Raw genomic sequence first — 13,124 nt, 5'->3', positions numbered from 1 at the left:
GTTATATTAGTTTAAGTCTCTGTTTTGAGCTGAATCTTAAGCAGGGTTGCCTGAAGCGCTTCAACTTTCAATGAATGGAAGAAGCTTTCCGCACAGGCATTGACGCTCCTATGTCATGCTCTGCACCAACTGGTGCTTTTTAATCAAGCCACGGTAATCATGCTAGCAGTACTGGCTGCCACGATCACTATGAACGATCACCTTTTTTGCGAAGCCGCGACGGAACAACGCCATGTTCAATGCGCTGCACAGCCAATTGGCGCTTCAAACGGGCAACTTCAGCAGCAAGCTCTGATTCACGTTCACTGGTGGTAGACTTTTTCTCGGCGGCAGTACGCCAACTATATAACTGAGATTCATGCAGTTTTAATTCTCTGGCTGTGGCTGCAACGCCAATTTTATCAGCCAGTTTAAGAGCTTCAGCTTTAAATCGTTCTTGGACATGACCACGAATATCACGAGGGCTAATACCAAGCGTAAACATAGATAAGAATTTTTGATTATTTCAGAGGGGAGTTTAGATTTTTCTTAAAGAGATTTGGCTTAATCAGCCAGCAAGGTCACTTGGACTTCTAATTCGAGTTGGCCTCTCAATGATGTTCCCATTTTTTAATTGAACCATATTTACGGTTAGCTGGAGTCTCTAATTGTCGATTCTGGTCTCGCTTAGCTTTAAGTGTGGCTTCGGTCAATTGTTTAATAATACACCGTCTTCACTAGTAAGGCCTTTACCAGAATGAAGTTTAGCTAATGCGATATTGAATTCGACAGATTGAGTCATGTGTCACTCCTGTTTCTTAATAATACGGGAATGACACAGATTTCTAAATCTTTACTTTTAAAATGGATGGAACACAATTTTATTCAATTGGCAGACATTAAAATAAGCGTTTTATATCTTTGGTAAAATCAGAGGCACTGCGGTTCATTCTGTGCCCTGATTCAATAATTAAAGTTGTACCATCAAGCTTAAAACTGCTATCAGAGTCAGAAAAGTTAGGTTTAGGGGCAATAGTTACGTTGGTTATTTCTGCTATTGCTTCTTTGTAATCAGCATCATCTTTACAAATAGCTTGCATTGACTCTAAAGCCGCAGCATTACGATCACCAGCATGTGATAGTACCCATTGCTTTTGGTATCTATGTTCTTGCAATGCTTTATCGTTAGCAGAAACCATGCTATTAAACTGTTCCCAGTCTACATTTATTTTTATCTCTGCATTGCCGCAAGCTGCTTTTGTTTGCTCTGCCGCTGCATTAATTTTTGCTTCTGCTTGACGCATTGCTTTTTTCTCTACCACTGTAGCCGCTATAGCAGACTGACTAAAGAATGCGACAACCATCATTGTTAGTACACTAAATTTCATGGGTTAAATTCCTTTATTGTTGTAGTTAAAATAATTTCATTAATTCAATATACGAAGTTTCTAAATTATTAGGGTTATCTTTAGCGAGGCCGATGTTAATTTTCGCACCATCACGCTTAATAATGTGTGTGGTTTTATCTTCAGAAAGCGTAAAGTTTACTTCGTTTAGCTCTAACACTGCTTGTTTGTAATCTTCGTCTTGTAGGCAGATTTTAGCTAGTGATTGGATATAACGGGCTGCAATTGCGGGGGTGGTTTTATCTGCTTCTGATGAAAATGCTGGCCAATCTATATCTACTTTAATGCTGGGATGGCATTGATTTTTAAAGCTTGATACAGCTTGTTTAACCTGTTTTTTAGCCGCAATTTTACTAATAGTATATCCTTGGCTTTGTTCGTAGCGCTGCTTAACTCGTTGTATCATCGCAGTGTCGCTGTGATCCGTAAATATCATTTTAATAGGGGCGCGATCAGCTAAATAAACTTCTATATAAGGAACTGCGCTGCCCATAAGTAAAGTTGTTCTTTTGTTGTTACGAACGTTTGTGAATGGCGTGCCTTCCATTTGATAGACAGAGCCATTACGTGGATCGCTATTAATATCACGGACAGTATAAAGCATAGCTTGTGAATCAAATGGATGCTCAAAACCATCAAAACTGATTAGAAATTGATTGTTATTATCTGTAGGAATAATAACTAACCTTGCATCTATTTCAGCATCAAAGCTACGATAAGTTTTTGCTTGGCTAGTAAAAGAAATTAACAGTGTAACAATAAGGCAAAGATAAATATTCATAATGCTTACTTATTTAGTGGCTTACCTCTAGCTTCTTGTAAAAAGAAGCTAGAGGTAGGGTAGAAGTAATTACAGCTCTTTTTCAACAACTTGTTGGATGTTAGCCGCACGATCTTCTAAGTGGTGGATATTTGTGATCGGAGAGTGATTTAAAGTTAATACACCTTTTTTAAACTCAGCAAATCTGTCAGCTGCATAGTTATCACTGTAGTTTTGAATAACTACTTTTTTAAGATTTTCTTGCAGGATCTCACGTGAAAAATCATCTGTGCATATTGCTCTAAAAGCTTTCATTAATGGTTGAAAGTATACTTTTGGCCATGCTTCATCGTATAAGTGACCATAGTTGTCAACTTCTAGCGTGTCCCAGTTCACTTCAATTTCCACATCAAAACCAGCTTCTTTATTAATTTGCTGTTGTAGTGACTCCATGCGATTTTGTTGGAATTCACGTGATGCCTTTCTTTCGGCTAAACCCATAATTTACTCCTTTGTTTAATTTCAGGTGTTATCACCATTCGTTACAACTGTGTTACAAAATTCGTTCTATCCCGCGTTCTAGCTCTGATTTTAGATTTTTGTTAGCTAAATTTTCAGGATTAAAAAATATATTTAGACTCGTACCTATACGTTTGACTTTTATGGTACTGTCACTATTAAGTACAAGGTTAAGCTGGCTGAATTCGTTTAATAACTCAGAACCTAAATTTTCATTTGCAATATGGCTTATTACAGTGAGTGTTACTTCAAGAACACGTCTTATAGCAAGTTTATCATTTAAATTCACAAGTTTATCTTGCTCTATTACTATTTTGTAAAATAAAGAGAAATTAACCTTAAGCATTTGCTCTGCCTGATATATAAAATCATCAAGATCAAAGTCATTACTTGTCGAAGTAGAGGTGGAGGCGCCTGATTCAGGAATAGAGCCCTCTGTTAACCAATCAAACTTTGATAAATTGCCATGTAGTACAATAGAAGAAATATCCTCTCTATTATGAAAGCTAACAAAATCATCACTTTCTAACCCATTAAGGACTAATGCACCAGATTCTGAACAGAAATGTACAAGCATTCCACAAAAAGAGTTACCAAAGCGATCATAAATTGTTATTTTTTGTTTTTTACCCAATAACTTGTTAATCAAATTGCTTGGCGTTATTGATAAATAGTTCAAATCTAGCTATCCATTGCACAAAAATTTAACCTAATATACAACTTCATTAGGCGCTGATCAATAGTTCATGCTACAATTAAACATTTTACTTTTAGTGTTACATTAACAGTTGGTAGGTTAAGTATTTGAAATTCATTATGAATTATGTTTGTTGTTTTTATTTTTTTTGCCTTATGATTAAAGGCAGTGTAGCTTGGTGATTTTCAGTTAAAAATCAGTTAAAACTTAATGGGTACTTGTTTTAAATGGCATAATTCACTTGGGTTTCAGGATTACTGTCCATATATCGACTAAAGGCTTTGAATTTTTCAGGATACGAGTTTAGATAAGGTAAATTATCTTATCTAAACTCTATAGTTGCTTCAAATATGCCTTTTTAGCTTGCCAAAAATTGAATTTTACAAACTAATTAGACGTCTTTAAGTTCATAATCCGGATATGATCGCAGGGGAGATGGTGCCTTGTTGATTTGGGAGATGCCAGTGTCAATTAGTTATTGGCTCAAAACTATACTAGCTCCATCTGCAAGGAATAAATCTGGAACGAATTTTGTTATTTTTGGAAGGATTAATGAGTAAAGTAGAAATTATCCCAGAAGGTAAAGGATTTGAAGTGGACTATGACAATTATGGTAGTCGCCCAACAGATTATTATTCAAATGTAGATGAGTGGTGGCGCAGCTTCGTGAAGCTTGGAGAAGAAGAGTTCTTAAATAGTAAAATTAAAAAGCAGCTGTTGAGTGAGTTGAATGATAATGCTGAATTAGCAATTGTTATTTACCATTTTTTTGGGCAGAGGGCTTTTAATTGGCTTGATAAAAAAGGGATTTCAAAGTTAGGTGGGCTAACTCCTAGGCAATGCCTAGATTTAGACTACGGGATTAAGCGTCTAAAGATGTTTTTACTTATGATGCATTAATAAATGAGTGTATGAAAGGGGGGCAGTTAATCCGCAAGTTATCAGCTAGACCAACTAGGCACGCCACTAAGCCTAACCGACAGCGAAAACAATATTGTATGGCAAGCCCAGTATAGCGTATTTGGCAAAGCCACAGTAACCATAAATGAAATTGACAACCCAATCCGCTATTTTCATAACGAAAGCGGGTTATACTACAAGCACTTTAGATACTTCGATTTAGCCACTACGAGCTTATAACAGGCCGCTTTATCAGCCAAGACCCAATAGGGTTAATAGGCGGTATAAATGTAAGCGTAACGATAACCACACCTAGCAGCATGATTGACGTTACGCTTACGATTAAACTAACCTGTTAGCGCTAGGCTAGCGAAATTAACGTGCTTGTTAGGCAAAATCAAAGTTTGCTAAAAAGCTCAGCTACTAGGTTAAATACCTAAAATAGCCAATAATATCAGTGCTTTTTATTTAAATACTCTGCAACTTCAACTATCTGCTAATGGGTGCCTGTAGGCAGAAAATACTTAACTTCTTTGCTATAGCATAACGCTTCATCTTTAGCCCAAGCCGATGATGTTTTATGGCCAAGCAAAAGCGTACCCGATGGGCATTGAGTATAGCCATTACTGCGCGCGGCGACTTGCCAAACTATATAATCTACTACAACAGTGACACCTGAAACGACAATCATAATGGCAATGCCAGTGACTAACTTCATTTTTATTTTTGCCAGCAAAGGTTTTTCAAGTAATGTTAGAGCAACCTCGTTAATACCCATAAATGTTGCTAAGCACATTGCAAACCAAATAGGGATCATAGAAATATTGCCAGCAGAAAAAAACACTACAGGATAATTGCTATATGGATATAACGCCTCCTGAACAATCATATAAAATCCAGAAGATAGCATAAACCAACTCATAGCCAACGTTATTAATGTGGCCAAACCTAATGCGACTAAATATGTTGCATCTAACTTAACTAATCGCTGTTTTAGCAACTTTACCACGGCCTCAATACCTCATTAACAAGAGTTTTCGATATCTTTGTCTCTTTATGCTCTAGGTACTACTATTTAGCAACAATAACCTCATAATCATTTTTTTCCATTATTCACTGTAACTTGTCATAATTTGCTCTTGACGCCCAGTTGTTTAAGTTTTAAATAGTGACAACTATCCTGCCTGAGGGGTATTCCCTGTTTCGATACCTTTAGCAAGTTATTATGCATATAGCATCCATAAAACAGGGTACGCACTGGGCAAAAATGCCGTTTATCAACGAGTTAAGAATCCAATCATATATAGTGCTTATTTATTTGGCGCCATCGGTTATATTCTAGTTGCTACTATGGCATGGCTAGAGTGATTAGCGCTCATGCTATAACTTTAACTTTGCTTGTAAATTTCCCTGATATTCTAGTTCAAGCCATCGCTATAAACAGTGAATGATTAGTAATGTGTTAAAATAGTCTTAAGGTTTTTTTGGGTGTTTATTTATGTCAAAAATTAAAAACAATGTTACTGATCTTATTGGTAATACAGATTTACTAAAACTAGAGTCGTTATCTACTTTAACCGGTTGTAATATCTATATTAAATGTGAATTTCAGAACCCTGGTGGCTCGGTTAAAGACAGAGCTGCTTTACAAATAGTGAGCGATGCTGTGCAGCGTGGCGATTTAAAGCCGGGTATGACCATAGTTGAAGGCACTGCTGGTAATACTGGGATAGGGTTAGCCTTAGTGGCAAAAGCGCTAGGGTTTAATATGCTAACGGTCATGCCAAAGGGGCAAACGCCTGAAAAAGAACGGATGATAACCTTACATGGTGCAGAGCTTAAATTAGTTGATGCTTGTGGCTTTGCCAACGAGAACCATTTTTATCATACAGCGAGGCGTATCGCTGAACAGAACGGTGATTATTGGTGGGCGAATCAGTTTGAAAACTTAAGCAACTATAAGGCGCATTTTTCGCATACAGGCCCCGAGATTTGGCAACAAACATCGGGCGAGGTTGATGTGTTGGTATCAGTCTGTGGCACAGGTGGCACTATTGCTGGCACTTCGGACTATTTAAAACAACAAAACAAAGATATTGATGTCTGGTTAGTAGATCCTGAAGGTTCGGGGATAGCACATTATTTGCAATATGGTGAGTATAAAGCAGCGGGGGGCTCTTTTACTGAAGGCATTGGTATTATGCGCCTAGTTGAAAATTTTAAAAAAGCCAAAATTGACCACGCTGTTACCTTACCCGATCAAGATTTAGTGACGATATCTCGTTTTGTTCGTGATTATGATGGTTTAGTGTTAGGCAGTAGTTCAGCTTTAAATGTGGCAGGCGCTGTTATGGCTGCTATGCAGGGTAAAAAAGGCCGTAATATAGTGACATTTGCTTGTGATTTAGGCGAGCGCTCTTATTCTAAGTTATATAATCCTGAATTTTTGTCAGAAAAAGGCATAGTCGAAAATGTTGAAACAATACCTGATTTGCTTACTCGATATAGCAAGATGGCAGCTAAGGTTGTTTCAGTTCGTTCTTAATTATTTAATTCTGACTAAGCTTAGATAACAGTAACTTAGTCAGATTAAAGTTATGCTGAGGTGAGCTCACCGCGTAAGTTTTGCTGCATTTGTTGACGAATTTGTGCAGGCGTTAAAGACTGACTAAGTAAATAGTGCAGCTTAGTTAATGCCGCTTCTAGTGTCATATCAAAGCCACTTATAACACCGCATTGTTCAAGCGCGCTACCGGTTGCGTAACCCTGCATATTCACCATACCTTTAAAGCATTGAGTGCAGTTTACGATAATTAAACCGCGTTCACTGGCTTGAGTCAGTATTTTTAATAGCTCTGGTCGTTGTGGCGCATTACCTACGCCAAAAGATTTTATTATTAATGCTTTAATTGGGCTGCTGGTCATATTCTCGATCACATCATTACTTATCCCAGGGTATAGGGTAACAACGCTAATAGGTTGCGGCACAATTTTAGCTATTTGTAATGGTGTTGCTACAGGCTCTTGTTGCAATTTGCCTGCGATTAAATTGATTTTAATACCGGCTTCAATAAGGGCAGGGAAGTTAGGCGAAGCAAAAGCGTTAAAGCCATTAGCATCGGCTTTAGTGGCTCTGTTACCACGAAATAACTGATTATTAAAAAATAAACTCACTTCAGTAATCGGATAATAAGCGGCTAAATACAGAGCATTTAATAAGTTTACTTGGCCGTCTGAGCGCATTTGCGCTAAGGGTATTTGCGATCCGGTTACGATAACAGGCTTAGCGAGGTTTTCTAACATAAATGATAAAGCCGATGCCGTATAAGCCATGGTATCAGTGCCATGTAAGACAACAAAACCATCGTAGTCATCATAATTAGCATAAATATCATCAGCAATAGTTTGCCAATGTAATGGGGTCATATCGGATGAGTCAATGACGGGATCATATTCATGGATATGAAATAGAGGCATTTCATCACGATAAAACTCTGGCATGTTTTTTACTGTATTGGTTAGAAATCCAGGAACAGGGATATAGCCATGCTCAGAATGCTGCATGCCTATAGTACCGCCAGTATAAGCAACGTAAATTCGTTTTTTATTATTCATTTTGTAATTTATTTTAACCAAAAAAATGCCCAGACATGCTGGGCATTGTAAAACAGTTTAGCCTAAGTGTCAGTTAACAGTACAACTTACACAGTAAGAATAAACACCGTTTGGATCATTAAACTGGTTTAACAATACAAAATCTTGTTTTAGTTGCTTAGTTAATTTATTTAACATAGCGCGCTCGTTACTAATTGCGCTTTGCGGTAACCAACCAGCAGCTTTGGCAGAGCCTAAAATGTCATTGATCATTTGCTCTGCTGGTGTTAGCTCTTGTTGCAATACTTTTACATCATAATGGCTTAAACCGGCTTTTTCAGCGGCAGCAGCAATAGCATCGTTATAATCGCCTAGTTTATCGACTAAGCCTAACTCCAATGCCTTGCTGCCAGTCCAAACACGGCCTTGCGCTACAGCATCAACTTGCTCGTTAGTCATATTACGGTGCTCGCCAACTAAACTTAAAAACTCGGTATAGCCGCGTTCAATTAATAATTGGAAAACATCTTTAGCCTTAGGCTCTAATCCTTTAAATAAAGGTAAACCTGCTGATAAGCCAGCCAGTTCAGTTGTACCTACACCATCTACATTTAAACCTAAGGTTTGCATGGCATCTTCAGCGGTGTGTAATAAACCAAAAATACCAATTGAACCGGTAATAGTAGTAGGCGCTGCCCAAATTTCATTACTTGGTGCTGCAATCCAATAACCACCTGAGGCGGCTACAGCACCCATAGAGGCGATTACAGGCTTGCCAGCTTCTCTTAATAGGGTAATTTCTTGGCCAATAACTTCTGAGGCAAAGGCACTACCACCAGGGCTGTCGATACGTAATACAACGGCTTTAACTTTATCATCATGGCGAGCACGTCTTAGCAATGCTGCGGTAGAATCACCACCGACAGTACCGGCTTTAGCGTGGCCGTCAACAATCATGCCGCGAGCCACTACCACTGCAACCTTATCGGTAATTGGGTTATCTATAGTGTGCTTAGGGATAACTAGCTTGGCGTAATCAGCATAAGATACTTGGTTGTAGGTATGTTTGTCGTTTTCACCGACGATATCGATAACTTTAGTTCTAAATTGTTCACGAGTGGCAATATTATCAACATAACCACTGTTTAATGAATAAAGACTCGTGTCGCCATCAGCAGCTTGTAACTTGGTTAAAAGGGCATCGTAAGTTTCATCAAAATTATCGATTGAAAAATCACGACGAGCGGCAACTTGCTGTTTGTAGTCAGACCATAATGAATTCAACCACTCAGCATTTGCTTCTTTAGCTGCTTCAGACATATCGTTACGCATAAAGGGCTCTACTGCCGACTTATAAGTACCAACACGGAAAATATGGCTGTTAATTTTTAGCTTTTCTAATGCATTTTTATAATACATAGGATAGCTGCCAAAGCCTTCAAACATCACAGCTCCCATAGGGCTTAAGCTAATTTCATCAGCATAGCTAGCTAAGAAGTATTGGGTTTGGCCAAAAAAAGCGCCATAAGCAAACACTTTTTTACCTGAGGCTTTAAATGCTTCGATTGCAGCGCCTACAGTTTGTAATTTATCTATAGAGCCACCGTTAAACGACGATAAATCTAACACCATAGTTTGGATCCGGTTATCTGTTGTCGCATGTTTTATAACATCAACAACATTACGAACTAAAAGCTCAGGTGCTTCTTCTTGGCCGCTTAAACTTTCATTAACGGCTGCCGCAATAGGATCAACCCAGCGTTTCTCTTCTACTAAGCTACCGGTTAAATTTAATACTAAAGCTGAAGTGGCCGGAACTTCAACTTTATTATTATCGCTAAATAAGGCTATGCCGATAATGATAACAATAAAAATAAATAATAAATTTAACACTACCCGCTTAAAGCCGCGATAAATATTAACAAATGGACGCAGTATACGTCGAATTAGACCTGGTTTTTTTTCTGTCATAGTTACTTCCATAGATACAAATATAGTTGTTATATGCTAACCAATTTATTAATAAAGGCTAAGCTGAATTTGTAAGTAAATGTATTATGCTTAATAACATATTGCTGTTGCTTGCTAAAGCCGTTTAAAGCAGATAAAGTTTTAGTCAGACTATACAGGTACGACCAGAGAGGTAGGCGTGGCATACGAAAAATTATTACAACCATTAGAATTAGGCTTCACGACCTTGCGCAACCGAGTCATTATGGGATCAATGCACACTGGCTTAGAAGAAGAAAAACAGGGTTTTAGCAAACTTGCCGCATTTTATGCAGAACGAGCTAAAGGTGGGGTTGGCTTAATTATAACCGGAGGGATAAGTCCTAATTTTCGTGGCAACTTAGTCCCTTTTGGCAGCCAGTTAAGTTTTTGGTGGCAAGTTAATAAGCATAAACAAGTTACTGCAGCCGTGCATGAGCACGGTGCTAAGATTTGCTTACAATTATTACATGCTGGCCGTTATGGTTATCATCCTTTTAGTGTTGCACCAAGTAAAGTGAAGTCGCCTATCACGCCTTTTACTCCCTCTGCTATGTCTGGCCGACAAGTACGCTCTACGATAACCGATTTTGCTCATGCGGCTAAACTAGCTAAGAAAGCTGGCTACGATGGTGTAGAAATAATGGGCTCTGAGGGGTATTTAATCAACCAGTTTATTTGCTCTCGAACTAATCAACGTCATGATGAATGGGGCGGCAGTTTTGCTAACCGTAGTCGCTTTGCTATAGAAACGGTTAAGGCTGTGCGTGAACAATGCGGCCAAAACTTTATTATTATCTACCGCCTATCAATGCTAGATTTAGTTGAAAATGGCAGTAGTTATGAAGAGGTCGTTACTTTAGCCAAAGCCATAGAAGAAGCCGGTGCTACTTTAATTAATACCGGTATCGGATGGCATGAGGCCCGAGTGCCTACTATTAATACGAGTGTACCAAGAGCGGCTTTTACTTGGATCACAGAGCGCTTACGTAAAGAAGTTTGCCTGCCTGTTATCGCAACCAACCGAATTAATGACCCACAAGTAGCTGAAGACATTTTAACCAGTGGTCAAGCTGATATGATTTGTATGGCGAGACCTTTTTTAGCCGATGCAGATTTTGTAAATAAAGCCGCAGCAGATCAAGCTGATAGTATTAATACTTGCATTGCTTGTAATCAAGCTTGTTTAGATCATGTATTTAAAAATAAACGGGCAAGCTGTTTGGTTAACCCTCGAGCTTGCTATGAAACAGAACTTAATTTTACAGCTGCAAGCTTGCGAAAAAAATTAGCGGTTGTTGGCTCAGGTCCTGCAGGACTTGCGTTTAGTGTTTATGCTGCTGAACGTGGCCATGAGGTACATCTTTTTGATAAAGCCAGCCAAATTGGTGGCCAATTTAACTATGCTAAGCAAATTCCGGGTAAAGAAGAGTTTCACGAAACGCTACGTTATTTTGATCGTATGCTAAGCCTACATGCTATTAAGGTGCATTTAAACTCGGAACAAAGCGCTCAAAGTCTAATTGATGCCGGTTTTGATGAAGTGGTTCTGGCGACGGGTATAGTACCGCGTGATATTGGTTTAGTGGGGGGCGATCATGAAAAAGTACTTAGTTACTTAGATGTGTTGCGTGATCACAAAACTGTTGGCCAACATGTTGCTATTATTGGCGCTGGCGGTATTGGTTTTGATGTTGCAGAGTTTTTAAGTGAACCTGAATCGTTAACATTACAACCTGAAGCTTGGTTAAAAGAGTGGGGTATTGATAAAGACTTCCATTCTAGAGGGGCATTATTGCCTGATGCGCCAGCAACACTAGCCGAGCGAAAAATTTATTTATTGCAACGAAAAACCAGTAAAGTAGGAGGTGGCTTAGGCAAAACAACCGGCTGGATCCATCGCACTACTTTGAAGAAAAAAGGCGTAGAGATGATTGCTGGTGTTAATTACATAAAAGTAGATGATCATGGCCTTTGGGTTGAAATTGAAGGTAAAGAGCGTTGCTTAAATGTGGACAATGTTATTATTTGTGCCGGCCAAGAGCCACAACGCCAGTTAGTGTCTGAGTTAGAGGCGAAAGGCGTAAAATATCATTTAATTGGTGGCGCTGATGTTGCAGCAGAATTAGATGCTAAACGGGCAATACGCCAAGGGGCAGAATTAGCTGCAATAATCTAAGTTATTTGTTTGTAGGCAGTGTGCTGATGCAATAATCAACAAACTGTCTGTTTCCAGAGCAACTAGATCTAAAGTCGTTAGAATCAGGTGTCAGCCTCAGATAAATTTGCTAGGCTTTAACTAGCTTAATTGTTTGAGGTTTTTTATGGATGCTTTAACGTTACTTACAACTCGTTATTCCTTATCTCGTTTAACCGCACCCGCGCCGTCAGGTGAAGCGCTAGAGAATATCCAGCGTGCGGCTTTGCAAGTGCCTGATCACGGTCATTTACGGCCTTGGCGTTTTATAGTCGCTAAGAACAGAGAGGCCTTATTAAAATTAGGCGATATTTTTGCTGAGGCTGCGATTGAAGATAACCCTACTATGGCAACCGAGCTAGTTGAGCGGGCACGAGAGCTACCGCTTAGAGCGCCAATGGTGATTGTTTGTATTGCCAAAGTTACAGAGCACCCCAAAATACCAGTACTAGAGCAGCATTACTCTGCTGCTTGTGCTGTTATGGCAATGCAACAAGCGGCATTTGCTCAAGGTTTTGCTGGCATTTGGCGTACAGGGGGTTATGCTCAATATGACTTTGTAAAACAAAGCTTAGGCTTAGCCGATGATGATGAGATTGTTGGCTTTTTATATTTAGGCACCCCAGCTGCCGAGCCAGCTAAACGTCATCCTGTGGCAATAGACGATTACTTTAGCGAATTATAATAAATTGTTATTTTAATTAGCGATAAAAAAAAGCGCTGTTAGTTTTAACTAACAGCGCTTTTTTAAACCTTAACACTCATAAAACTCTACACTTAAAAATCAGCATGGCCTGGTGAGCGAGGGAAGGCGATAACATCGCGAATATTACTAACACCTGTTACATAAGAAACTAAACGCTCAAAACCTAGCCCAAAGCCAGCATGAGGTACAGTGCCATAACGGCGTAGGTCACGATACCAGCCGTAATCTTCTTTATCTAAGCCCATTTCAGCTAAACGTTTGTCAAACTCTTCTAAACGCTCTTCGCGCTGACTACCACCGATAATTTCGCCGATCCCCGGTGCTAAAACGTCCATTGCAGCAACGGTCTTACCATCATCATTTAAGCGCATATAGAA

The 13,124-nt window shown here is 39.0% G+C and carries 12 protein-coding genes and 3 pseudogenes; 5 read left to right on the top strand and 10 right to left on the bottom strand.

What is annotated here, in order from left to right:
• Positions 1 to 53: 53 nt before the first annotated feature.
• The 6 genes and pseudogenes from ACRCA4_RS08775 to ACRCA4_RS08750 form a co-directional block, all read right to left on the bottom strand.
• A pseudogene (locus ACRCA4_RS08775) lies at positions 54 to 264 on the bottom strand (DDE-type integrase/transposase/recombinase); the annotation flags it as partial.
• Positions 245 to 484, bottom strand: a pseudogene (locus tag ACRCA4_RS08770) (transposase); the annotation flags it as partial. The pseudogenes ACRCA4_RS08770 and ACRCA4_RS08775, both read right to left, overlap by 20 nt.
• Positions 485 to 878: 394 nt before the next feature.
• Positions 879 to 1,367 carry a hypothetical protein gene (locus tag ACRCA4_RS08765; RefSeq protein ID WP_433187068.1) on the bottom strand — a complete coding sequence of 163 codons (489 nt, stop codon included), beginning with the start codon at positions 1,365 to 1,367 and terminating at the stop codon, positions 879 to 881.
• 25 nt (positions 1,368 to 1,392) lie between these two features.
• Positions 1,393 to 2,166, bottom strand: a complete 774-nt coding sequence (locus ACRCA4_RS08760) for a hypothetical protein (RefSeq protein WP_433187066.1) — start codon at positions 2,164 to 2,166, stop codon at positions 1,393 to 1,395.
• 69 nt (positions 2,167 to 2,235) lie between these two features.
• Positions 2,236 to 2,646: a hypothetical protein gene (locus tag ACRCA4_RS08755; protein ID WP_433187063.1), complete on the bottom strand. Its 411-nt coding sequence runs from the start codon at positions 2,644 to 2,646 to the stop codon at positions 2,236 to 2,238.
• 52 nt (positions 2,647 to 2,698) lie between these two features.
• Positions 2,699 to 3,343 (bottom strand): hypothetical protein, encoded by a 645-nt coding sequence (locus tag ACRCA4_RS08750; RefSeq protein ID WP_433187060.1) that lies wholly within the window; start codon positions 3,341 to 3,343, stop codon positions 2,699 to 2,701.
• Between the two features lie 570 nt (positions 3,344 to 3,913).
• Between ACRCA4_RS08750 and ACRCA4_RS08745 the strand changes: the two genes are divergently transcribed.
• Positions 3,914 to 4,261 carry a hypothetical protein gene (locus tag ACRCA4_RS08745; RefSeq protein WP_433187057.1) on the top strand — a complete coding sequence of 116 codons (348 nt, stop codon included), beginning with the start codon at positions 3,914 to 3,916 and terminating at the stop codon, positions 4,259 to 4,261.
• Between the two features lie 84 nt (positions 4,262 to 4,345).
• Positions 4,346 to 4,501 (top strand): annotated as a pseudogene (locus ACRCA4_RS08740) (hypothetical protein); the annotation flags it as partial.
• A 256-nt stretch (positions 4,502 to 4,757) separates the two neighbouring features.
• Here ACRCA4_RS08740 and ACRCA4_RS08735 read toward each other — a convergent pair.
• Positions 4,758 to 5,270 (bottom strand): hypothetical protein, encoded by a 513-nt coding sequence (locus ACRCA4_RS08735; RefSeq protein WP_433187054.1) that lies wholly within the window; start codon positions 5,268 to 5,270, stop codon positions 4,758 to 4,760.
• A 489-nt stretch (positions 5,271 to 5,759) separates the two neighbouring features.
• Between ACRCA4_RS08735 and ACRCA4_RS08730 the strand changes: the two genes are divergently transcribed.
• Positions 5,760 to 6,806, top strand: a complete 1,047-nt coding sequence (locus ACRCA4_RS08730; RefSeq protein WP_433187051.1) for a cysteine synthase A — start codon at positions 5,760 to 5,762, stop codon at positions 6,804 to 6,806.
• Between the two features lie 50 nt (positions 6,807 to 6,856).
• Here ACRCA4_RS08730 and ansA read toward each other — a convergent pair whose 3' ends face one another.
• Both ansA and sppA read right to left on the bottom strand, forming a co-directional pair.
• The gene (gene ansA / locus ACRCA4_RS08725) at positions 6,857 to 7,876 is read right to left on the bottom strand and encodes an asparaginase (RefSeq protein WP_433187048.1); all 1,020 of its coding nucleotides are present in this window, start codon (positions 7,874 to 7,876) and stop codon (positions 6,857 to 6,859) included.
• 69 nt (positions 7,877 to 7,945) lie between these two features.
• Complete coding sequence (gene sppA, locus ACRCA4_RS08720) at positions 7,946 to 9,826, bottom strand: signal peptide peptidase SppA (RefSeq protein WP_433187045.1); 1,881 nt, start codon at positions 9,824 to 9,826, stop codon at positions 7,946 to 7,948.
• 178 nt (positions 9,827 to 10,004) lie between these two features.
• Here sppA and ACRCA4_RS08715 point away from each other — a divergent pair, with 178 nt between their 5' ends.
• Both ACRCA4_RS08715 and ACRCA4_RS08710 read left to right on the top strand, forming a co-directional pair.
• The gene (locus ACRCA4_RS08715) at positions 10,005 to 12,023 is read left to right on the top strand and encodes an FAD-dependent oxidoreductase (protein ID WP_433187042.1); all 2,019 of its coding nucleotides are present in this window, start codon (positions 10,005 to 10,007) and stop codon (positions 12,021 to 12,023) included.
• A 145-nt stretch (positions 12,024 to 12,168) separates the two neighbouring features.
• Entirely contained in the window at positions 12,169 to 12,726 is a 558-nt protein-coding gene (locus tag ACRCA4_RS08710; protein WP_433187039.1) for an NAD(P)H nitroreductase, read from the top strand.
• Positions 12,727 to 12,818: 92 nt separating this feature from the next.
• Here ACRCA4_RS08710 and ACRCA4_RS08705 read toward each other — a convergent pair.
• The coding region (locus ACRCA4_RS08705) for an amino acid--tRNA ligase-related protein (RefSeq protein ID WP_433187036.1) at positions 12,819 to 13,124 on the bottom strand (306 nt) is incomplete at its 5' end.

The organism is Rheinheimera sp. WS51 (assembly GCF_050936095.1).
GTDB lineage: Bacteria > Pseudomonadota > Gammaproteobacteria > Enterobacterales > Alteromonadaceae > Alishewanella.
Note: the sequence above shows the minus strand (reverse complement) of the source record. Positions and strands in the feature narration are given on the sequence as shown.

Excerpts from the sequence above, each read along its gene's own strand:
- ACRCA4_RS08765 (WP_433187068.1), bottom strand. The coding sequence starts at position 1,367 with ATGAAATTTAGTGTACTAACAATGATGGTTGTCGCATTCTTTAGTCAG.
- ACRCA4_RS08760 (WP_433187066.1), bottom strand. The coding sequence starts at position 2,166 with ATGAATATTTATCTTTGCCTTATTGTTACACTGTTAATTTCTTTTACT.
- ACRCA4_RS08755 (WP_433187063.1), bottom strand. The coding sequence starts at position 2,646 with ATGGGTTTAGCCGAAAGAAAGGCATCACGTGAATTCCAACAAAATCGC.
- ACRCA4_RS08745 (WP_433187057.1), top strand. The coding sequence starts at position 3,914 with ATGAGTAAAGTAGAAATTATCCCAGAAGGTAAAGGATTTGAAGTGGAC.
- ACRCA4_RS08730 (WP_433187051.1), top strand. The coding sequence starts at position 5,760 with ATGTCAAAAATTAAAAACAATGTTACTGATCTTATTGGTAATACAGAT.
- ansA (WP_433187048.1), bottom strand. The coding sequence starts at position 7,876 with ATGAATAATAAAAAACGAATTTACGTTGCTTATACTGGCGGTACTATA.
- sppA (WP_433187045.1), bottom strand. The coding sequence starts at position 9,826 with ATGACAGAAAAAAAACCAGGTCTAATTCGACGTATACTGCGTCCATTT.
- ACRCA4_RS08710 (WP_433187039.1), top strand. The coding sequence starts at position 12,169 with ATGGATGCTTTAACGTTACTTACAACTCGTTATTCCTTATCTCGTTTA.